At 64.7% G+C, this 21,855-nt stretch carries 17 protein-coding genes; 4 read left to right on the top strand and 13 right to left on the bottom strand.

Features of this window, described 5'->3' with window-relative positions:
- Window positions 1–25: 25 nt before the first annotated feature.
- On the bottom strand, window positions 26–919 hold the full coding sequence (locus tag U0023_RS30140; protein ID WP_009762770.1) for a LysR family transcriptional regulator: 894 nt from the start codon (window positions 917–919) through the stop codon (window positions 26–28).
- A 95-nt stretch (window positions 920–1,014) separates the two neighbouring features.
- Here U0023_RS30140 and U0023_RS30135 point away from each other — a divergent pair, with 95 nt between their 5' ends.
- Together U0023_RS30135 and U0023_RS30130 are read left to right on the top strand one after the other, a co-directional pair.
- Window positions 1,015–2,214 carry an arabinose transporter gene (locus U0023_RS30135; RefSeq protein WP_009762769.1) on the top strand — a complete coding sequence of 400 codons (1,200 nt, stop codon included), beginning with the start codon at window positions 1,015–1,017 and terminating at the stop codon, window positions 2,212–2,214.
- Between the two features lie 246 nt (window positions 2,215–2,460).
- A complete protein-coding gene (locus tag U0023_RS30130) occupies window positions 2,461–3,633 on the top strand; it encodes a sensor histidine kinase (protein WP_040638616.1) in 1,173 nt (390 codons plus the stop codon).
- Between the two features lie 454 nt (window positions 3,634–4,087).
- Here the strand turns inward: U0023_RS30130 and U0023_RS30125 are convergent, their stop codons facing one another.
- Genes U0023_RS30125 through U0023_RS30115 form a run of 3 tightly spaced genes read right to left on the bottom strand, consistent with a single transcriptional unit; the run spans window position 4,088 to window position 7,015 of the window.
- The gene (locus tag U0023_RS30125) at window positions 4,088–5,176 is read right to left on the bottom strand and encodes a sensor histidine kinase (RefSeq protein WP_009762767.1); all 1,089 of its coding nucleotides are present in this window, start codon (window positions 5,174–5,176) and stop codon (window positions 4,088–4,090) included.
- Window positions 5,177–5,178: 2 nt separating this feature from the next.
- On the bottom strand, window positions 5,179–6,675 hold the full coding sequence (locus U0023_RS30120) for an ATPase domain-containing protein (RefSeq protein WP_009762766.1): 1,497 nt from the start codon (window positions 6,673–6,675) through the stop codon (window positions 5,179–5,181).
- On the bottom strand, window positions 6,665–7,015 hold the full coding sequence (locus U0023_RS30115; protein ID WP_009762765.1) for a HigA family addiction module antitoxin: 351 nt from the start codon (window positions 7,013–7,015) through the stop codon (window positions 6,665–6,667). Before U0023_RS30115 ends, U0023_RS30120 begins: the two co-directional genes overlap by 11 nt.
- 1,232 nt (window positions 7,016–8,247) lie before the next feature.
- Here U0023_RS30115 and U0023_RS30110 point away from each other — a divergent pair.
- Complete coding sequence (locus U0023_RS30110; protein WP_154661092.1) at window positions 8,248–8,385, top strand: hypothetical protein; 138 nt, start codon at window positions 8,248–8,250, stop codon at window positions 8,383–8,385.
- Window positions 8,386–8,549: 164 nt separating this feature from the next.
- The gene (locus U0023_RS30105) at window positions 8,550–9,434 is read left to right on the top strand and encodes an SDR family oxidoreductase (RefSeq protein ID WP_009762762.1); all 885 of its coding nucleotides are present in this window, start codon (window positions 8,550–8,552) and stop codon (window positions 9,432–9,434) included.
- A 10-nt stretch (window positions 9,435–9,444) separates the two neighbouring features.
- On the opposite strand, the gene U0023_RS30100 is transcribed toward U0023_RS30105, so the two are convergent.
- The 9 genes from U0023_RS30100 to U0023_RS30060 all read right to left on the bottom strand — a co-directional run bounded on the left by U0023_RS30100 (window position 9,445) and on the right by U0023_RS30060 (window position 21,853).
- Window positions 9,445–10,245, bottom strand: coding sequence for a uroporphyrinogen-III synthase (locus U0023_RS30100; RefSeq protein ID WP_009762761.1), 801 nt, complete (start codon window positions 10,243–10,245; stop codon window positions 9,445–9,447).
- 2 nt (window positions 10,246–10,247) lie between these two features.
- On the bottom strand, window positions 10,248–11,723 hold the full coding sequence (gene cysG / locus U0023_RS30095; RefSeq protein WP_009762760.1) for a siroheme synthase CysG: 1,476 nt from the start codon (window positions 11,721–11,723) through the stop codon (window positions 10,248–10,250).
- Window positions 11,695–14,355 (bottom strand): nitrate reductase, encoded by a 2,661-nt coding sequence (locus U0023_RS30090; protein ID WP_009762759.1) that lies wholly within the window; start codon window positions 14,353–14,355, stop codon window positions 11,695–11,697. The genes cysG and U0023_RS30090 overlap by 29 nt, the downstream gene beginning before the upstream one ends.
- 9 nt (window positions 14,356–14,364) lie before the next feature.
- Window positions 14,365–14,697: a nitrite reductase small subunit NirD gene (gene nirD, locus U0023_RS30085; protein WP_009762758.1), complete on the bottom strand. Its 333-nt coding sequence runs from the start codon at window positions 14,695–14,697 to the stop codon at window positions 14,365–14,367.
- A complete protein-coding gene (gene nirB / locus U0023_RS30080; protein WP_009762757.1) occupies window positions 14,694–17,144 on the bottom strand; it encodes a nitrite reductase large subunit NirB in 2,451 nt (816 codons plus the stop codon). Before nirB ends, nirD begins: the two co-directional genes overlap by 4 nt.
- Window positions 17,145–17,155: 11 nt before the next feature.
- On the bottom strand, window positions 17,156–17,950 hold the full coding sequence (locus U0023_RS30075) for an ABC transporter ATP-binding protein (protein ID WP_009762756.1): 795 nt from the start codon (window positions 17,948–17,950) through the stop codon (window positions 17,156–17,158).
- Window positions 17,951–17,963: 13 nt separating this feature from the next.
- On the bottom strand, window positions 17,964–18,866 hold the full coding sequence (gene ntrB / locus U0023_RS30070) for a nitrate ABC transporter permease (protein ID WP_009762755.1): 903 nt from the start codon (window positions 18,864–18,866) through the stop codon (window positions 17,964–17,966).
- 18 nt (window positions 18,867–18,884) lie between these two features.
- On the bottom strand, window positions 18,885–20,177 hold the full coding sequence (locus U0023_RS30065; protein ID WP_009762754.1) for a CmpA/NrtA family ABC transporter substrate-binding protein: 1,293 nt from the start codon (window positions 20,175–20,177) through the stop codon (window positions 18,885–18,887).
- Between the two features lie 383 nt (window positions 20,178–20,560).
- Window positions 20,561–21,853, bottom strand: coding sequence for a CmpA/NrtA family ABC transporter substrate-binding protein (locus U0023_RS30060; RefSeq protein ID WP_009762753.1), 1,293 nt, complete (start codon window positions 21,851–21,853; stop codon window positions 20,561–20,563).
- Between the last annotated feature and the right edge of the window lie 2 nt (window positions 21,854–21,855).

Below are 21,855 nucleotides of genomic sequence, written 5' to 3'. Positions count from 1 at the left end.
CCCTCAGGCCGCCGCTGCCGACGTTTCACCCTCGATGACGCAAGGCGTCGACCAGCAGCGCGAAAGCTGGGGACGCCTGGCGCCGGCTCGGGTAGTACAAGTGGTATCCCGGCCAAGCCGGACACCAGTCGGCAAGCACCCGGGTCAGGCGCCCCTTTGCGATATAGGGCTGCGCCAAGCCTTCCGGCACGTAGGCGAGACCGAACCCGGCCACCGCCGCATTGAGGATCTGCTGGATGCCATTGAAGATGAGCTGACCGTCCACCCGCACCCTCAGCTCCTGGCCATCCTTCTCGAACTCCCAGGCATACAGCCCGCCATGGGTGGGCAGGCGCAGGTTGATGCAGGTATGGTCGATCAGGTCCTGCGGTGCCTCCGGTGGGGCATGCTTGGCAAAGTACGATTTCGAGCCGACCACCGCAAAGCGGAGGTCTGGCCCGATGCGCACGGAGATCATGTCCTTCGCGACCTGCTCTCCGAGACGAACGCCGGCGTCGTAAGCCTGCGCGGCGATGTCTGTCAGGCCGTAATCGATGCCCAGTTCGACCTTGATGTCCGGATACTTCGGCAGGAATCTTTCCAGCTTCGGCCAGAGGATCTGATCGATGGCATAGTCGGTGGCCGTGATCCGGATGGTCCCAGCGGGTTTCTCCCGGAGTTCGCTCAAGGATTCGAGCTCGGCCTCGATCTCATCCAGCCGCGGACCGATGCTTCGGATCAGGCGCTCACCTGCTTCCGTCGGCGAGACGCTGCGCGTGGTGCGGGTGAGCAAGCGAAGCCCGAGCCGCGCCTCGAGCTGACGGATGGTCTGGCTCAGCGCCGACTGCGAGACCCCGAGCTTCGCCGCAGCTCGGGTAAAGCTCCGCTCCCGCGCAACGGCCAGAAACGCGGAGAGGTCGTTGAGGCTCTCTCCCGGCATTCATAATGCCTCCCTTATAGGCCCATGCGGACAATGCCATCTAATCGCATGCCGCGGCATCGGCTAGATGTCCTGCTTCATTTCCGCGAGAGCCCATGATTGTTGCTCCCTCCCCATCGCGAGCCGCGGCCGCTCCATCCGTCCTCATGACCCTGCTGCCGATCATGGCCGTGGTCCTGTTCGGCTTCCTGATCATCGGCCTCGCGCTGCCGGTGCTCCCGCTCCATGTGCATCAGGGACTGGGCCTCAGTACCTTTGTGGTCGGGCTCATCACCGGCAGCCAGTTCGCCGCCTCGCTCATCTCACGCCTGTGGTCGGGCCATTATTCCGACAGCCGCGGCGCCAAGCGCGCGGTCGTCGCCGGCCTGCTCGGGGCCGCAGCGGCCGGGTTGCTCTATCTCGCCTCGCTCTCCTTCGTCGCTACCCCTGAGATCTCGGCTGCCATCCTGCTGCTGGGCCGGGCCCTGCTCGGCGGGGCAGAGAGCTTCATCATCACGGGAGCCTTCGGCTGGGCTCTGGCGCAGGTCGACGCTCGGCACGCCGGCAAGGTCATCGCCTGGGTGGGCACCGCGATGTGGGCCGCCTTCGCTTTCGGCGCTCCGCTCGGCAGCGCCCTGTACGCGAGCTACGGCTTTGTGGCGATCGCGCTGGCGACGACCCTGATCCCGCTCGCCACCCTGCTGCTCGTGCTGCCGTTGCGCTCCGTCGTGCCGCCGACGGAGATCCGTCCCGCCTTCACCCGGGTGCTCGGTGCCGTCTGGGTGCCCGGGATCGGTATGGCCCTGAGCAGCGTCGGCTTCGGGGCGATCACCGCGTTCATCGCGCTGCGCTTCGTCGACCAGGGTTGGTCCCCGGTCTGGCTCGCCTTCAGCGCCTTTGCGGGCGCCTTCATCGTGGCGCGCGTGGTCGGCGGCCATTTGCCGGACAAGTTCGGCGGCGCCAGGGTCGCATTGGCCAGCGTGCTGATCGAGGCGGCCGGCCAGGCGCTGATCTGGCTGGCCCCTGGGCCTGCGCTGGCCCTGGTTGGGGCGGCGCTCACCGGGATTGGCTGGTCGCTCGTCTATCCCAGCTTCGGCATCGAGGCGGTGCACCGCGCGCCGCCGGAAAGCCGCGGCCTCGCGATGGGTGCTTACACCGCCTTCCTCGACCTGGCGATCGGCTTAGCCAGCCCCGTCCTGGGGGCGATCGCGGGCGGGACGGGCTTGGGCACGGTGTTCCTCGTCAGCACGCTGGTGGTACTCGGCGGCGCCTTCGTCGCGGTGCGACTCCTGAATAATTCGGCAACTGCTCAATGACGCGGGAGCTCAACGGATCCAGCTCTGCTGGGTGCGAGCCCCAGCGGGTCCGAGAGACCCGGATACGGCTATCGGCTGTGGTCGACCCTTGAGGGTTCCGCTGAGACAACTTAGCCACCGCTTCCTCTTGGAACCAGGAGGCGACAGTTGTCACGTCAGCTATCGCATTTCTTGGAACCAGACCCAGCCGCCAGGCTTTTCCAGCCTTGCAGTAAGACAGCCCCGACGGGCATCTGAGCAGGAGGCATGATGCCCAAGAGGAGCGAAGGGCCCGGCCCGGAACTGAAGCGCATGCACGAGTACCAGCGTGCGCTGGCCGCCTTCGGCCGGGTGGCGTCTGAGATGCTGCCACATGACAGGCTGTTGCACTACGTCACCGCCCAGGTCTCCCGTGTCACCCACATCAGGCACGTGAAGGTGCTGTGTTACCGCCCGGACCACGGCGACCTGCTGGTGGTGGCGGGCGTGGGCTGGAAGCCCGGCGTGGTGGGCCAGACGACCTTTGCCCTCGACAACGCGTCGGTGGCAGGACGAGCCATGCAGACGGCCTCGCCCGTGATTGTCGAGGATCTGCCGAACGACCCTGAGTTCCGGATGCACCCGAGCCTGCGCGACCATGGCATCGTCTCGCTCGTGAACGTGCCGGTGCGGATCGACGGGCGCACCTGGGGCGTGCTGGAGGTCGATGCGGAGGAGCCACGCACCTTCGACGAAGGCGACGTGACCTTCCTGTCCACCATGGCCAACATCCTGGGCATCGCCCTGCTGCGGCTGGAGACCGAGGCCAAGGCAGCCGAGGCGGCCGCAGGATATGCGCGGGAGAGGTCCTTTGCCGAGGTGGTTCTGCGCGAGTTCCAGCACCGGGTGAAGAACAACCTCCAGACCATCATCTCCTTCCTGGCCCTGCAACGGCGGCACGCCTCGACGCAGGAGGACCGCGACCGCTTCGTGAGCGTCATGGATCGGGTGCATGCCATTGCCCTGGCCCAGGATCAGCTCTCGTTCGAGAGCGGCGTCAGCAACGTGGAGTTCGGCGACTACCTGCGCGCCCTGTGCGCCAACATCGATCCGCAGCGTGAGACGGTGAACATCGAGGTCGAAACCGAGAAAGGAGCCCTGCTTCCTCTGGATCGGGCGGTGGCGGCCGGGCTGATCGTCAACGAGCTTGTCACCAACTCGCTCAAGTATGCCTTCGATGACGACGGCGGCACAATCCGGGTCGGCTTCACGACACGGTCCGAGCTCGGTGAGGCTCGCCTTGTGGTCGAGGACAACGGGCGCGGCATGGGGCCTCCCCGCAAGGGCGGGCTTGGCCTTCAGCTCATCGACGCCTTCGCCAACCAGCTCGATGGCCAGGTGGAGCGAGAGTCGGTCGAGAAGGGCACGCGTACCTGCGTCAGATTCCCCCTGCCGCTGTGACGGCGTTCAGCCTTTGGGGCGCCCCCGACTTTGAGAACCCGGCGCTTCCTGGCCTGAACCTGCCGACGGAGGGCTGTCATCCAGCAGGTCCAAGCCATCCCGATCCAGACTGAGACCGTCAGGGCCACCTCTGAGATGAAAGAAAAACAGGGGCATGGCGCCTTCATCTCCTTCGGTGGACCAGACGCTCCTCCAGCCGCTGCCGGGCAGCCTCCAGATCGGGGAAGTCGGGGTAGCTTGGTCCCTCCACATCCTCCGAAGCCTGCTTCCAGATACAAACGCCCGGGGGCGAGCTCGTTCCCAGGCGACAGATGAACCAGCACGGCCAGGAGCCGCCGCTCCTGATCGAGGACTCGCACGCTGTCCCTCGTTGCAATTTCTTCAGAGGGGCCTTTGTCGACAACCTGCGCGCGGAACCGAATCCTTGCACACGGTCCAGATCGTCGCCTGAGATCTACGCCACAGGGGCTTCGACAGTGCACACGATGCCTGTGGGAGGAAAGGCAATCGCCACCTGACCATCCAGATCCTGCGCCAGGGTGCGCTCGATGAGACGCGAGCCGAAGCCCCGCCGGCTCGGAGCGGCCACGGGCGGCCCCCCGGCCTCCATCCAGCGTAGGGTCAGCCGCGGTGGCGCGGTTCCGTTTTGCAGCTCCCACGATACTTGGATGGTGCCGGTCTTGTTGGACAAAGCGCCGTACTTCACCGCGTTGGTCGCCAGCTCATGCAGCGCCATTGCCAGCGCCAGCGACATGCGCGGCGTGACCCGCACATGCGGCCCCTTGATGCGAAAGCGGCTCTCCCCTGAGCTCTCGTAGGGCTTGAGGGCGTTTGAAACCACTTCGACCAGATCGGCGCCCTCCCAGCTCTCACGGGTGAGCACGTCGTGAGCGCGCGAGAGAGCCAGCAGGCGCATCTCCAACGCCTCACGCGCGTCTGCCTGCGTCTCTGCCGTGCGCAAGGTCTGGGCCGAGATCGACTGCACGGTGGCGAGCGTGTTCTTCACGCGATGGTTCAGCTCGTTGATGAGCACCCTCTGATGCTCGGCCGCACGCCTTTCCTTGTCGAGCGCCGCTTTCAGCCGCTCCTCACCTTCGTGCAGATCCTCCAGGCGGGCTCGCGCCTCGTATTGCCGAAGTCGTCCCCGCAAGGCGGAACGGGCGACGCTCACCAGCGTGCCGGCATGAAAAGGGCGTTCGAGAAAGATAACGTTGCCGAGAAGCTCGGACAGACGCGCCAGAGCCGGATTGCGCTCAACCCCGCCACCGCGGCGCGTGAGGAGCACGAAGGCGAAGTCCGACCACGGCGGTTGGTCCGAGAGCCAGCGGGAAACCTCCTTCAGATCAGCGGTGCGGAAGGCCTCGTCCGTGACCAGGGCAAAGCCGGCACCATGCTCGATCTCCCGCACCAGTGCCGGCAGGTCGGGGCAGATCTCGGTCGCGATCCGCGCCGCGTGCAGGATGTCTGCTGCAACAGCCGCATCCCGCCCATGCGGCGCAAGGACGAGCACCCGCTCCGAGTACGAGTGGAGTGTGTGGCTCATGCTCAACGGTCTTCGAGCAGCCGGTCACGGTCGCCTTCAGCAAACGCTGGCGTGCCGCGCAGAACGCCTTGGAAGCCTGCTATGGGCTTTCCGATGGCGATGCCCCGGCTATCGATCCGGATCTCGCGGATGGTGTTCTCGTGCGTGCCGAACCGCTTCTTGATGATCGAAATTGCCCGGCGAACCTGGCCGAAGGCCTCGAAATAGCGCAGCAGGATCACGGTGTCGGCCAAGTAGGTGATGTCGACAGGAGACTTCATGTCGCCGACAAGCCCGTGCTGAGCCACGGTGAGGAAGGTCGAAGCGCCCTGCCGGTTGAGGTATTGCAGCAGCTCATGGATATGCAGGATCAGGAACTGCTCCTCCGGCATGGCGGCTTGATAGCCGTTGAGGCCGTCAATCACAACCGTCTTCACTCCAAAGCGGTCAACCCTGGAGCGTACCCGATCAGTGAACTCACCGGGCGAGAGCTCGGCGGCATCGACCTGCTCGATGAACAGGTTGCCGCTGGCGCACAACGCGTTCAGATCCATCCCCATCAGCCTGGTCCGGTCGATCAGGAGACTGAGCTCTTCGTCGAAGATGAACAGCGCTGCCTTCTCCCCACGTGAGGCAGCGGAGACCGCGAACTGCACGGCGAGGAGGGATTTGCCTGCTCCGGCAGGTCCCATGAGCAGCGTGCTGGAGCCCTGCTCGATGCCGCCGCCGAGGAGGGAATCAAGCTCGCCGATGCCGCTGGCGAGTACGGTGCGGGCAAAGCCGGTCTTGTGCTCGCCGGAAACCAGGCGAGGAAAGACCTGGATGCCTCCTTCCGCAATGATGAAGTCGTGGAAGCCGCCTCGGAACGACTGACCGCGGTACTTGATCACCCGCAGGCGGCGACGCTCGGCTCCGTAGCCCGGCGTGAGCTCCTCCAGACGAATGACGCCATGGGCCAGGCTGTGAACGGTCTTGTCGTTGGTGTCGGTGGTCAGGTCGTCCAGCATCAGCACGGTGGCGCCCTGCTTGGCGAAGTAGTGCTTCATGGCCAGGATCTGGCGGCGGTAGCGCAGGGAGCTTTGCGCCAGAAGGCGGATCTCGGACAGGCTGTCGATCACGATCCGAACTGGACGGGCTCGCTCGATAGCCTCGAACACCGCCTTGGTGGTCTCGCCGAGTTCGAGATCGGACGAGTAGAGCAGGCTCTGCTGGTGCGCGTCATCGAGCAGGTTCTCCGGCGGCACGAGTTCGAACACCTGAACGCCATCGCCGAGGACCCAGCCATGCGACGCCGCACCATCCCGCAGCTCCTGCTCGGTCTCCGACATGGTGATGTAGAGCCCGGTCTCTCCGGCCCTGGCGCCCTCCAGCAGGAACTGGAGCGCGATGGTGGTTTTGCCGGTGCCGGGGCTGCCCTCCAGCAGATAGACGTGTCCGGGGGACAAACCTCCGACGAGGATGTCGTCCAGGCCAGCAACCCCGGTCCGCGCTTTTGGGGAGGGTTGAGGCTTAGTGGTCATGATGAAGTCCAATCTCGTTCTGAAGAGCGGCCGGAAGGGTGTGGGTTGGGATCAGCCCGAGAACGCCCGCCAGCGCCTGCTCGGCGTGCCAGAGGTCGTACTGTTGCTGGCGGTCAAGCCAGAAGTGCGGTGTCGTGCCCGAGAGACGGGCCAGACGCGTGGCCATTTCGGGACTGACCGCGGCCGTGCCGGCGAGAACCCGGTGGAGCGTCTGGCGTGCGATGCGAAGCTCGCGGGCGGCTTGGCTGACGGAGAGGCCGAGGCCGGGCAGGACCTGATCCCGTAGGATCCCGCCTGGATGAGCCGGAACCGCCGGGAGGTCGCCTCGGGAGGCTTTCATGATCGATCCTTGATGCTACACCTGTAGCGTTATGGGCGACAGGCCACAGAAAACAAGAGCTGCCGCTGATTTGAATATGATTGCTTCATCAAATCCTTCAGGAACGTCCGCTCTTCCCTCATCATGCGCGCCTCATCATGCGCGGTGGAAAGGTCGGCTTGGGGTCAACCTGAGCCCTCAAGCTAGCTCGCGTGAAGGTCGCTTCGCAGCCCCATTGCGGAAATACGGCTAAGGTCAGCCCCGTGTCATGAGACGATATGCCGGGTTCCAAGTGGATGTCGCTGAAGGCTCCGTTTGGAACTCCTTAGTCAGCCTGAAGGGGCTTCTTACTTGGACCTCGAACAGCGGGCCAGTGCCGCTCTTGTTCGGCGGCGGCCTTGGTTTCTTCCAGCAGCTCGCGTGAGCGCTTCACCGCCTCCTTTGAGGTTCGGATCAACAACGAGTCAGATGGATCGCTGACGGATTTGGGTGGAGCGTGCGTCTCAGGCATGGCGGCCATCCTTGTGGGCGTTAAGGCTCAGACCCTTCCTGGCGCGCGATCTCGTTCAAGATGAGCTGTCGATGAACGTAAAACTGCTCCAGTGTTTCCTCGAAGCTCCGAGCCAGTTTCTCGGCTTCCGCTGAATCCTGACCATTCTCGGTCATCTGCCCGATCAGACGCCGCTGCTCTGCAAGGCGCGCCTCACCCTCAGCGATATGTTGGTCAGCTTGGGCAAGGTCCTCGCGCTCTTTCGAAGCCTGGGGCATGGTGTCGATTATGCATCAGACTGCCTCGATTAACATAGATTAAAAAGGGCAGGCCGCTCTGGGCGCGCAGGAAAGAGGCTCCGTAAGCCACCGAACGGGCGCCCTGAAAGTCAACGCTAACCGCATCCCGATTTCCGGCCAGGCACATGCCCGACCACGCGATGGTCCGGACTGGGTCAACCTGAGCCGTTGGACTTGGCCTTATGAAGGTCAGCTCACCCTATGAATACGGAAGTTCGGCCATCGTCTGCCTCGTGCCAGTTCCAGACATTCCCGTAATCATTCTGCAATCGTTCTGTCGGTGTACGGCCGTTGGCGGAACCTGAGTGCCTGCGCTTCGGCATTGCGGCCGAAGCCTAGGACTGGGCGCCTCCTTAATTGGGTGGTAGCGTTGGCCAATGCTCTTGGCCTCGGACACTATTGCCCAATCGGTCGGAAGAATCGCTGCCGGCAACGTAGGCGCTGTCTGTGTTCTGGGACGGATCGTGGACGATCCGTTCACCGGCGCTACGATCCTCTTAGACATCGAGAGCATCGGGCTACGAGGTGAAGAGATCTGGCTGCTTTATAGCGATGGGCACGCCATGGACCTGGACAGGTTCATCGAGGAGGTGAAGGTTTAGGCCAGTCAAGCCCGTCGCTTCGGAGCTTGGCCGTGAGCGTCACGGCGCACTCTCCGAATGTTCGATAAGACTCTCTCCGGAAATAAATCGCTTAGCGGCTCCCCTTTTCCGCGCGATGCGCTAGGGTCCCCGGCGCACCTGCACAAATCAGCGACTGACATTTCATGAACCTGTTCGTCTTCGGTCTCGGCTATTCCGCCCGGCAATTAATCGGTCTCCATCGCGAGCGATTCACGGCGGTTAGCGGCACGGTGCGCTCGCCCGAGAAGGCCCGGGCGATGGAAGCAGAAGGCCTGCAGGCCTGTGTGTTCGATGATGTCACATATGATCCCGGTATCCTCAACCGGATTGCCCGTGCGGACGCAATTCTCGTCTCCGTCCCTCCCATGCGCGAAGCCGACCCGGTGCTCGCGCATTTTTCTCAAGCCATCAGGTCAGCGCCCAACCTGCGCTGGGTCGGCTACCTGTCGACCGTGGGCGTCTATGGCAATGCGGGAGGAAAGTGGGTCGACGAGACGACGCCGCCCAATCCGGCGACGCTCCGTTCGCGCCAGCGCATCGCGGCAGAGCAGGAATGGCTCGCCCTCGGCGAGAGCGCTCCCCTCGCCGTGCAGATCTTCAGGCTGGCCGGAATCTACGGCCCCGGTCGCAATGCCCTGGTGAAGGTCGCGGACGGAACCGCCAAGCGCATCGTCAAGCCGGGCCAAGTGTTCAACCGGATCCACACGGCCGATATCGCGCAGGTTCTGATGAGGTCGATCGAGCGTCCGAGCCGGAATGCCGTCTACAACGTCGCGGACGACCAGCCTGGCCCGCCGCAGGATGTGATCGCCTATGCGGCCGAGCTGCTGGGCCGAGAGCCTCCCCCGGAGGTCCCTTTCGACGAGGCCGACCAGACGCCGATGGCGCGTTCCTTCTACTCCGACGACAAGCGGGTGCGGAACACGCGCATCAAGACGGAACTCGGCGTGGCGCTTCGTTACCCGACCTATCGCGAGGGATTGCGGGCGCTTCTCGAATCCGATGAGAGTCTCAAAGGGGAGCGCTGACGACCGGCTCTCAGGACAAGATCCTTCCGAAGGCCGTCACGAGCGGCTTGAGATGATAACTGTCGTGCGGCATCGCGCCGACGGGCCACCCCGCTTTCGCGACGGCCTCGGCCGTGACGGGTCCGACGGCGGCAATCGGGGTCCGCCCCATGGCGGCATTCAAATCCGCATCCATGCCGAACCGCCGCGCGACATCCTGCAGCCGCCGGACTTGGGCCGTGCTGGTGAAGGCTATGATGTCGATGCTCCCGGATGCGAGCTCCCGGATGAGCCCGAGGACCCGTTCATCCTCCTCATCCGACGCATAGCGATAACTCAGCACGGGATCGACCTGCGCGCCTGCCGCTTGGAGAAATTGCGGCAAGGCCTCCTCGCCGCCCGGATAGAGCAGCACACCGACTCGTTTATCCGCGACGGAAAGACCGGACAGGGTCCGCATCAACCCGGCTGTGGTCGGTTCCTCGGCCATCACGTCCGCCGCAAGACCGATGCCGCGCAGGACCTTGGCCGGTTTGGGACCGCGCGCGACCTTGAGGATTCTGCCCAGCGTGGCGATCGCATCCGCCTCGACTCCGTTTCGCCGCGCGAAGCCCAGAAGGCGGGATAGTCCTTCCCCCGTATAAAGAACAACGATGTCGTGCCGGCCCTCGATGAAACGTTCGAGCCAGGCATCGACGAGCCCCGGATCGTCCGCATCGTGGATCGATACGAGCGGGCAACGCACCGCAATGGCGCCATGCCGTTCGAGCATCCGCGTGAACAGATCGAGCTCCCGGCTTTCGGGTACGGCGATGCGGCGTCCTTCCAGCATGTTCAAGCCGTCGCGTCGAGTAGGACAGGCTGTTCGGGCATCCGGCCTTTCGCATGGGAGACCCGGCCGAAAACGCGCCCTACACCGATGATGACGGGCTTTGCCGGATCCCGGCATTCGCTGGCCCGGCCGAGATCCACGAGAGAGCCGGTCCAACGCTCGTCGTCCCGCGAGACGTTCGACACCATGACGGCCGAGAGGTCCGGAGAGCATCCCGCCGCGATCAGGCGCCCGGCGATGGCGCCCGCCGTGCCACCGGCCATGTAGAAGATCGTCGTGGTGTTCGGATCGGCCAAACCCTGCCAGTCGAGCCCCTCCGGGAGCTGCCCGGTCTTCGCGCACCCGGTCACGAAACGGACCGACTGTGCCACGTCGCGGTGGGTGAGAGACGTCCCGAGAACGGATGCCATGGCGATGCCGGCGGTGATGCCCGGCACCACGTCGACAGGAACACCCGCCCGCTCCAGGTGCTCGATCTCCTCCCCGGCGCGGCCGAAGATCATCGGATCGCCGGATTTCAGTCGCACCACCTGCTTTCCCTGGAGCGCGAGGCGGGTCATCAGGTCGTTGATGTCTCCTTGAGCACAGGAGGCGCGCCCTCCCCGTTTGCCGACCATCAGGCGCTGGGCCTCGCGGCGGGCAAGTTCAAGCACGTCCTCGGACACGAGATCGTCGAAGAGAATGACATCCGCCGATTGAAGCGCCCGCATGGCCTTGAGCGTCAGCAGCTCCGCGTCTCCAGGGCCCGCCCCGACGAGGGTCACGCGTCCAGCCCGTTGAGTGGGCTCGGACGCTATCTGCTCCAGCACCGTTTCCACATCGTCGCCGTAGCTCTCCGGCCCTCGGCCCTGGAAGGCGAGATCGGCGAACCGCTCCCAGAACGCACGCCTCGCCATGCCGGGCTGTAATCGCTGCATGACACGCTCGCGCAGGTGCTTGGCGTAGGCCGCCCAGAAGGCGACCGAAGGATGCAGAAGGGTCTCGATCTTGCGCCGGATCGCCTGCCCTAGGATCGGCGCGGCACCATCCGTGGAAATGCCGATCACCACCGGAGAACGGTTGACCACGGAGCCGAACTGGAAGTCGCAGTAAGCAGGATTGTCGACCACGTTGACCGGTGCACCCGCCTCGCGCGCGGCGGAAGCGAAAGCCTGCGCCTCATCCTCGTCTTCGAGATCGGCGACCGCGAGAGCGGCATCCTTCAGGACGGCGTCGGACCATCGTGATCGATGCAGCACGAGCGATCCGTCCGCCGCGTCACGCGACAGCAGAGCCTCCATCTCGGCGGACAGGTCCAAAGCGTAAATGTCGACACGAGCACCGGCAGCCGCGAGGAGCTCGGCCTTCCAGGCCGCACCAGGCGTCCCGCCGACAAGGATCGCACGGCGATCCTTCAGGTCGAAGAAAACCGGCAGCTTGGACAGGCGACCAAGCCGGCCCGGCTCCGCCTCAGACGGCTTTCTTAAGGGCTGCAGCATCGATCAACCTCCTGATTTCAACGCGGCAGGAGCCGCAATTCGTGCCGGCGCGCAGGGCGTCGCCGACCGCGTCCACACTGGCAGCTCCGTTCTCGACGGCTGCCGCGATCTGGTTCGCGCCCACCGAGAAGCAGGCGCAGACGATGGGACCGGGATCGGCCTGATCGGCTCCGGGCCGTCCGCTCAACAAACGCAGGCGCTCGATACCGCGAATGTCCGATGCCGTCAGATGCTCCACCGCCCATGTCCGCGACACGGCTACCGGCTGCGGCGAGACGAACAGCGCCCCCAGCAAGGCGTCGCCCGAGAAGGTCGCGAGCCGGAAGCTCGCCTGATCCTGGTCGCTGTAGGACAGCGTCTCCAGCCCCTCGCCGCTCCCGATCAGATCGGCCGCATAGGCAGCCCAATCCTCCACCGGTTCGGCACCGGCAAGCTCGATGCGCCAGCCTCCCTCGGCGCGGGCGAGCGCCCAGTAATCCGCCGGGATCGTCGCCGGCCTGTTGCGCAGAACCGCAAAGCCGTACCAGGCGGCGTCGAACGGCTCGATGCGAGCACCGGACGATTTCAGGCCGGGCTGACCGGAGACCGGGTCGACCGCAGGAAGAACCGCTGCACCGATGCGTCCCTGTGCGGTCTGCTGATCCGTCCAGTGCATGGGGACGAAGATGCTGCCCTTCCGCTGCCGCTCCGTGACGAGGGCTCGAACGACCGCCGTGCCTTGCGGGCTGACGATGCGTGCAAGGGTGGCAGGCTCAATTCCGGAATCCTCGGCGTCCTCCGGATGGATCTCGCAGAAGCTCTCCGCATAATGGCTCATCAGGCGCGGCGTCTTGGCCGTGCGCGTCATCGTATGCCACTGATCGCGGATGCGGCCGGTGTTGAGGATCAGTGGGAAGTCCGGAGAAACTGCCTGCTCCGTGACCGGCGTCGGGACAAAGCGCCCTCGCTGGTCGGGCGTGTAGAACCCACCTTCTGCGAAGAAGCGCGTCGTGGTGTTGTCGAGCGGCGCGCCCTGCCGACGCGGCCACTGGAACGGCGCGAGCGTGTCGTAGGCACTGCCAGTCAGCTCCGCGCAGGCCGCGATGTCGAAATCGCGGGATCCGCCATTGGCGACGCCCGACAGGGCAGCATGCTCGCGGAAGATCTCGGCGGGCGATTGGAAATCGAACGCCTCGGCAAAGCCCATGCGGGCCGCCACGTCGCAGATGATGCGCCAGTCGGGTCGTGCTTCGCCGGGAGCCTTGAGAAAGGAGCGCTGGCGCGAGATGCGGCGCTCGGAATTTGTGACCGTGCCGCTCTTCTCCGCCCAGGCCGCCGCCGGCAGGAGCACATGGGCGTGGCGTGTCGTATCGGTGCGGGTAACGTCGCTCACGACCACGAAGGGGCACGCTCGAAGCGCCTTCTGAATGGCATCCGCATCCGGCAGGGAATCGGCCGGATTGGTGCCCATGATCCAGATCGCCTTGATCCGCCCCTCGCCGACTGCGCGGAAAAGGTCGACGGCCTTCAGGCCTGGACGGGTCGCAAGGCCAGGACTGTTCCAGAAGGACCGGACCAGCTCCCGATGGCTCGCGCTGTTGATGTCAAGATGCGCGGTCAGCATGTTCGCGAGCCCGCCCACTTCGCGTCCGCCCATGGCATTCGGTTGGCCCGTGAGCGAGAACGGACCCATGCCGGGACGTCCGATGCGTCCGGTGAAAAGGTGGCAATTGATGATGGCGTTCACCTTGTCGGTGCCGACAACCGATTGGTTCACGCCCTGCGAATAGGCCGTCACGACGCGTTCCGAGCGGCTCCAGAGCGTGTAAAACTCGCGAAGCTTCTCGGCGGGCAGCCGTGTCGCTTCCAGGGCGCGCGGAAAGCCGCAGTCCTGCGCGGCCGCCAGCGCATCGTCCAGCCCGGAGGTATGACGCTCCACGTATTCGGCGTCACGAAACCCCATCCGGTCGAGATGATCGAGCAGGCCGGCGAAGAGCGCCACATCGGAGTTGGGGGCAATGGCCAGATGGAGATCGGCGGCTTCCGCCGTCACCGTGCGACGCGGGTCGATCACCACGATCCTGGTGCCACGTCGTTCACGGGCCGCCAGAAGCCGCTGAAACAGCACGGGATGGCACCACGTCATGTTCGAGCCGACGAGGACGACGAGATCGGCCTCTTCAAGATCCTCGTAGGTGCCTGGAACGGTATCCGAGCCGAATGCCCTGATGTGACCGGCCACGGAGGACGCCATGCAGAGGCGGGAATTCGTGTCGATATTCGCCGCGCCGATGAATCCTTTCATCAGCTTGTTGGCGACGTAGTAATCCTCCGTGAGCAGTTGGCCCGAGCCGTAGATCGCCACGGCTTCCGGGCCGTATTCGGCCATTGTCTCCATGAAGCGCCGCGCCACCAGATCGAGCGCCTTGTCCCACCCCGTGCGATGTCCCTCGATTTCGGGATAGAGCAGCCGGTCGTCGAGGCTCAACGTCTCACCCAGGGCGGCCCCCTTGGAGCAGAGCCGCCCAAGATTGGCCGGGTGGTTCTCGTCTCCCCTGATAGCAACGGAGCCGTCCTCCTGCGGCGTCGCCACCACGCCGCAGCCGACACCGCAATAGGGGCATGTGGTCCGGGTCGGGGCGCCGCTCGCCATCCTGCCTCCTCAGGCCGCCAGGGCCAGGAGAGCTGAGGCCGCAAGCAGGATCCGCGAGCCCTCGATCCGCAGCGGGATCCTGTGGGTGCAGCCCTGGTCGGCTCCCTGCGCCTCTCCGGTCTTGAGGCTGATCACCCAGTTGTGCAGCGGGCATGTCACGGAGTGTCCGTGCACGATGCCTTGCGAAAGAGGCCCGCCCTTGTGCGGGCAGCGGTCGCGCAGGGCGAAGAGCGTTCCGTCCGCTGCCTTGAACACGGCGATGTCGCCGCCTGGCGTCTGCACGACGCGCGATCCGAGAAGCGGCACGTCCTCGACAGGGCCCACATCGATCCACTCGCTCATTCCGCCGCCTCCGCAAGGGTGAAGTTCGCCATGGGCCGGAACTCGTGCGCATCGCGCCCGGCCACGCGCTCGGCCCAGGGGTCGACCTGCGCATTGCGCTGCGAGATGACGAAGCGCTCATAGAGGGCGCGACGCTTCTCAAGATCCTCGACGACCGTTGCCTTGATGGAATCGACACCAACACGGTCCGCCCATTTGTACATGCGTTCGAGATAGTGCCCCTGCTCGCGATAGAGCTGGGTCAGGGCCGCGATGACCTCGATGCATTCGTCCTCGTCCGGAACCTTGCACAAGATCTGGGTTCCCTTGATATGCAGGCCTGCTGCGCCCGCGAAGTGAATCTCGAAGCCCGAGTCCACACAGATCACGCCCACGTCCTTGCAGGTGGATTCGGCGCAATTTCGCGGACATCCCGAGACGCCCATCTTCACTTTCGCGGGCGTCCAAGAGCCCCACATGAACTTCTCGATCTTCACGCCGAGCCCGGTGGAATCCTGGGTGCCGAACCGGCACCATTCCGTGCCGACGCAGGTCTTCACCGTGCGCAGGCCCTTGGCATAGGCATGACCGGAGACCATGCCCGCATCGTTGAGATCGGCCCAGACCGCCGGCAGATCCTCCTTGCGCACGCCCAGCAGGTCGATGCGCTGACCGCCTGTGACCTTCACGGTCGGGATATTGTACTTTTCCGCCACGTCCGCGATGGCGCGCAGCTCGCGCGGATTGGTCAGCCCACCCCACATGCGCGGGACGACCGAATAGGTGCCGTCCTTCTGGATGTTGGCGTGAATGCGCTCATTGATAAAACGAGAGCGACCGTCGTCCTCGTATTCCTCGGGCCAGTCGCACAGGAGATAATAGTTCAGGGCTGGGCGGCACTTGGCGCAGCCGCAGGATGTTTTCCATCCGAGTTCCTGCATGACGGCCGGAATTGATTTCAGCCCCGCCGCCCGGATGAGCCGGCGCACGTCGTCATGGCCGAGATCGGTGCAACCGCACATGGGCTCGACCGCCGATTTCGCGAACTTGTCGCCGAGCGTCAGGGTCATCACCTGCTCGACGAGGCCTGTGCAGGTTCCGCAGGATGCGGACGCCTTCGTGTGCGCCCTCACCTCCGCTAGCGTGCTCAAACCCTTGTCGGTGATGGTCTGGACGATCTTGCCCTTGCAGACGCCGTTGCAGCCGCAGATTTCCGCATCATCGGGCAAGGCTGCAACGGCCGCCATAGGGTCCAGAGGAGCGCCCCCGACATAGGACTGGCCGAAAATGAGAGTATCCCGCAGGTCCGTGACATCCGTCTCCTTGCGCAGGAGATCGAAGAACCACGATCCGTCACCCGTCTCGCCATAGAGAACCGCGCCGACGATGCGGTTCTCCTTGAGCACGAGGCGCTTGTAGATGCCGCGCGCGGCGTCGCGCAGGACGATGTCCTGGCGGTCCTTGGCCTCGCCGAAATCGCCCGCGGAGAACAGGTCGATGCCCGTCACCTTCAGCTTGGTGGCCGTGACAGAGCCGGTGTAGGCGGCCGTCCGGTCTCCTGCGAGCTGCGCGGCGACGACCTTCGCCATCTCGTAGAGAGGCGCCACAAGTCCATAGCAGAGCCCGCGATGCTCGACGCATTCGCCGACCGAGAAAATGTCGGGGTCGCTCGTGCGCATGTCGTCGCCGACGAGAACGCCGCGGTTGGTCTCGAGCCCAGCGTCCTTCGCCAGAACCGCATTCGGCCGGATGCCGACGGCCATGACCACGATATCGGCCGGCAACTCCGTACCGTCGTCGAGCCGCACGCCCGTGACCTGGGTGTCGCCGAGGATGGCATGGGTGTTCGCCTTGCAGCGCACCGCAATGCCGCGGTCCTCAAAAGCCTTCTGCAGCAGGTAGCCGGCGGAAGGGTCGAGCTGGCGCTCCATGAGCGTCGGCATGAGGTGGAGGACGGTCACCTCCATGCCCTGCGCCCTCAGGCCGGCCGCCGCCTCGAGACCGAGCAGGCCGCCGCCGATCACGATGGCATGGCCGCCGCCTTGGGCCGCTTCCAGCATCCTGTGGACGTCGTCGAGGTCGCGGTAGGTGACCACGCCCGGCAAGGTGGCGCCGGGGATCGGCACCACGAACGGCATCGATCCGGTTGCGACGAGGAGCTGGTCGTATTCCGCCGCCGTGCCATCCGCCGCGATCACGCGCCTGGCCATGCGGTCGATCTCCACCACCTGCTTGCCGCGATGAAGCGTGATGCCATGCGTCTCGTACCAGGCATCGTCATGGATCAGGATGTCTTCGTACGCCTTCTCGCCCGACAGAACGGGCGAGAGCATGATGCGGTTGTAGTTCACGCGCGGCTCGGCACCGAAGATCGTGACCTCATAGTCCCCCGGAGCGCGCTCGAACAGTTCCTCCAAGGCATGGCCGGCAGCCATGCCATTGCCGATGACGACCAGCTTCTTGGGCATCGTCACTCTCCTTACGCTGCGAGTGTCGGAGCCCGGTGCCGGGCGTAGAGGAACTCCAGCACGGCCGCACGGGCATCGTTGTAGGTGGGATTTCCAACGAGTTCGAGGCGCTTGCGCGGGCGCTCCAGATCGACCCGCAGATCCTCGCCGATGGTGGCGGCGGGCCCGTTCGTCATCATGACGATCCGGTCGGAGAGCAGCACGGCCTCGTCAACGTCATGGGTGATCATGATGATCGTGTTGCCGAGCCGGCCGTGGATCTCCATGACCTGATCCTGAAGATGGGCGCGGGTCAGCGCATCCAGGGCCCCGAAGGGCTCGTCGAGCAGCAGGATCTTCGGCTCCATGGCGAGCGCCCGGGCGATGCCGACGCGCTGCTTCATGCCGCCCGAGATTTCGTGCGGCCGCTTGTTCTCCGCGTGAGCCATGTGCACCAGCTCGAGATTGTGCCGGGTCCAGTCACGGCGTTCGGCCTTCGACTTCTTGCCCCGGAACACCTTGTTGACCGCGAGCTCCACGTTCTCGCGAACCGTCAGCCAGGGCAGGAGCGAATGGTTCTGGAACACCACCGCGCGGTCGGGTCCCGGTCCGCTCACGGCCCTGCCCTCCAGGAGCACGCCGCCCTGCGACGGTTCCAGGAGGCCTGCTACGATGTTGAGCACCGTCGACTTGCCGCAGCCTGAATGGCCGATGATCGAGACGTACTCGCCTTTCTCGATGGAGAGATTTACGTCCCGCAGCACTTCGGTGGACGCGCCGGCGCGCTGGAAGGAGATGCCGACATGATCGATCTTGAGATATGCCATGGTGCTTTCCCCGTTACTGCGCGGCGGTGCCGCGGGTGAGCAGATGGCCGATGGCCGCGATGGAGCGATCGAGCAGGAAGCCGACCACGCCCACATAGACCAGAGCCACGATGATGTCGGAGATGAGCGAGGAGTTCCACGCATCCCAGATGAAGAAGCCGATACCGACTCCGCCGATCAGCATCTCGGCCGCCACGATGGCGAGCCAGGACAGACCGATGCCGATGCGAAGGCCCGTGAACATGTGCGGCACGGTGGCCGGCACCATGATGCGGGTGAAGAACTCGATGGGGGACAGGCGCAGAACCTTGGCGACGTTGCGATAATCCCGCGGGATGTTCCGGATGCCCACCGACGTGTTGATCAGGATCGGCCAGACGCTCGTGATGAAGATCACGAAGATGGCGGAAGGCTGCCCGTCGCGGAACGCCGCGAGCGAGAGGGGCAGCCATGCCAGCGGCGGAATGGTGCGCAGCACCTGGAAGACCGGGTCGAGGCCGCGCATAGCGAGCGTCGACTGGCCCAGCAGCACGCCCATTCCGATGCCGACGATGGCCGCGAGCGTATAGCCGTAACCCACACGGACCAGGGAGGCCGTGACATGCCAGAACAGGCCTTGGTCGAGGCCGTTTCCGACTTTGAACGGATTGACGATGATCTCCCAGCTGTCGTCGATCACCTTTAGCGGGCTCGGCAGCGCCGAGGTCGAGCTCGACGCAAGGATCTGCCAGAGGATCAGCAGGAACGCGATGGTGAGGACCGGCGCGGCCAATTGTGTGACGATGCTCATGCCGATGCGAGCGGCCCGGGAGAGGACTCCGACCGGCTTCGGCGCCAGCGGATGCAGAGCCGCCTTCTGGGCCGGTGGAGCCGCCTTCGGGTTGGGGAGTGCGACGACGCGGGCGGAATGAACCATGGGTCTGCTCTCCGGCAATTACGCGATGCGCTTGATGGGGAGGCTGGCGAGATAGGCCTGCGGGTTGTCCGGATCGAAGACCTTACCGTCGAAGAAGGTCTCCTTGCCGCGACTGTCGCTTGTCGGAATATCGCTCGCGGCAACGCCGAGGGTCTTTGCCGCCTCGCGCCACAGATCGGCCCGGTTGACCTTGTCGACGAGCGCCTTGGTGTCGGTGTTCGTCTCGAACTTGCCCCAGCGGATGTTCTCGGCGATGAACCACAGGTCATGCGACTTGAAGGGGAAGGACGCGTGATCGCGCCAGAATTTCATGATCCCGGGCGAGACCTTCACGACCTTACCGTCGATGCCGTAATCGTATTCGCCCCTCTGGCGCGGCAGGATGTCGGCGACGGGAACGTTGAACCAGGCGCGGGTACCGACGATCTTGCACATTTCCTCGCGGTTCTCGAGCTTGTCGCACCAGGCCTGCGCTTCCATCACGGCCATGAGCAGAGCCTTCGCGGCCCTCGGGTGCCTGTCGACCCAGGCGGCGCGCAGGCCGAGCGCCTTTTCCGGATGCTTGTTCCAGATCTCGTAGGTGTTCGCTGCCGTGTATCCGAGCTTCTGATTGATGAGCTGCGCATTCCAGGGCTCGCCGACACAGAAGGCGTCCATCGTCCCGACCTTCATGTTGGCGACCATCTGGGGCGGCGGCACCACGATGGTGGAGACATCCTTGTCGGGATCGATGCCGCCGGCGGCAAGCCAGTAGCGAATCCAGAGATCGTGCGTACCGCCGGGAAACGTCATAGCGACTTTCGGATCACCGCCGGCCGCGCGCTTCTTGGCGAAGATTTCTTTCAGCGGCGATGAATCGAGCCCGAGCTTCAGGCCGTTGTACTCGGCCGCGACCGAGATCGCCTGCGCGTCGAGATTGAGGCGGGCGAGGATATACATCGGCGTCGGCGCGCCGCCCTGGGTGACCTTTCCGGTGGAGATCAGGTACGGCATCGGCGTCAGGATATGGGCTCCGTCGATGCCGTTGGCTTCCGAGCCCAGCACGAGGTTGTCGCGTGTCGCGCCCCAGGAAGCCTGTTTCAACACTTCCGCGTCCGGCAGGCCGTGCTTTGCAAAGAAACCCTTCTCCTTGGCGACGATCAAAGCAGCCGCATCCGTCAGCGCGATGTAGCCGAGTTTGACCGTCTTCGTCTCAGGCTCGGCGCTCTGTGCGAAAGCACCACCGGGAAAAGCGACCTTCGCGGCAGCCAACGTCAGAGCGGCACTGGCACCGCGAAGCGCGTCTCGACGGGTGATCTTCGGTGTCTGCATCGTGCTTCCCCTGTTTCTATCGCCGGCCTTCGCAGACGAGTACCAATGAAACTTCGTCGTAGTCGGTCTGCCGGAAGCCGTGCGGCTCGGCCGGGCGCAGATCGCCTGTTGCCGGATCATCGAGAACCGGCCGAAACGCAAAAAACGCCGCAAGATGAACTGAATTCCGCAAGTGGGCGGGTACAGCCGATCCAGCGACGTCATTGTCGGGAAACGCCTCTTTAGAGGCATCAACGGCCCGTCATCGTTGACCGGCCTATCGTCGAGAGCGGCCCGGACGTCGTTGTCCCGCCTGTCTCTCACTTAGAAAAGTTACAGACTGCCTACATCTTGCTCAAGATCATAATTTGTGCAGTGCGCCTTTGTTGTGTGCGGTGCAATGCCTATTCTGCGACCGACGCGGAGGCGTCGTTTATGATTGTGAAACCGGCAACGTAGCCGGGAATGTCGTCGGGCATAAAGCTGCGGCCGTCCATGAATCGCTCAGGCCCCGCACCCTCGACGCGGACATCGGCCGAAGGCACAGCGGCAGAGGGTCCCAGGACCTCCCGGTAGAGATTGGGACGATAAGCCGAACGGACCTGGGACAGCCCGACCTGGTCATAGGCGACCTGTCCCCAGCGGACCATCTGGCTGTAGATCCAGAGAGCCTGGCTGATCCAGGGGAAGTTCGCCGCCCCGTCGTGGAACGTCATGTAGCTCTGCACCTGACGCGTCCTGCCGTCGGGATCGACCGTCAGTTCTCCTGCAAGCAGGCGCTGGATCATCTCGGACGAAACGCCCAGATAAGCGGGATCCGCCATCATGTCGGCCAAGGCACCATGGTTTTGCCGGTCGTCGCACCAGCGGGCGGCGGCGTCGAGCGCAACGATGAGGCGCGGCAGGGTGTCGGGGTTTTCCTCCGCCCATTCCGGGCTGACGCCCAGGACCTTTTCGGGAGCAGACGGCCAGATGTCCGCCTTCGTCGCCACCATGCGGCCCACGCCCTTCTCTACGGCGATCATGTTCCACGGGGCATTGACGCAGAACCCGTCGATGGCTCGCGCCGCCATGGCATCGACCGTGAGCGGAGGCGGCACGACCGTCATCGTCACGTCGGCATCGGGATTGATCCCGGCAGCCGCGAGCCAGAAGCGGAACTCGTAATTGTGCGACGAGAATGGATAGGTCATGGCGAAAACCAGCGGCTTCCTGCCGGCCTGCTGTCTCCGTTCGATCACCTGCTTCAAGGCCCTGCCATTGCCGAGCGCGTCTTCCGTTCCATCAAGATCCGCGACGGCCTGCATCTCGCGGTAAAGTTCGACCGACAGCGTGATCGCATTGCCGCCGCGTCCGAGGGCGAAGGGCGTGAAGCAGGGGTAGGGATTAGATCCGAGATGGAGCTGCGACGCGATCGGCATCGGGCTCAGCATATGGGCCACGTCGAACTGACGAAACGCCAGCCGGTCGCGGATGTTGGACCAGGACACGTCCCTGATCAGCTGCAGCCGGATGCCTTCGCGACGGGCAAACCCCTGTTCGGCGGCGGCGACCAGCACGGCCATGTCCACGAGCGGAATGAACCCGACCCGGACGAGGCGCTCTGGCGTGGACCGCCGCTCCGTTCTCGCGGGCGTGTCATCCGCCGATCCGGCCTGCTGAATGGGGCGGCTCCCCGCTTCTTCCAAATCCCACACGC

The organism is Microvirga lotononidis (assembly GCF_034627025.1).
Lineage (GTDB): Bacteria > Pseudomonadota > Alphaproteobacteria > Rhizobiales > Beijerinckiaceae > Microvirga > Microvirga lotononidis.
The sequence above is the reverse complement of the archived record's forward strand: the minus strand, read 5'-3'. Positions and strand labels throughout refer to the sequence as shown.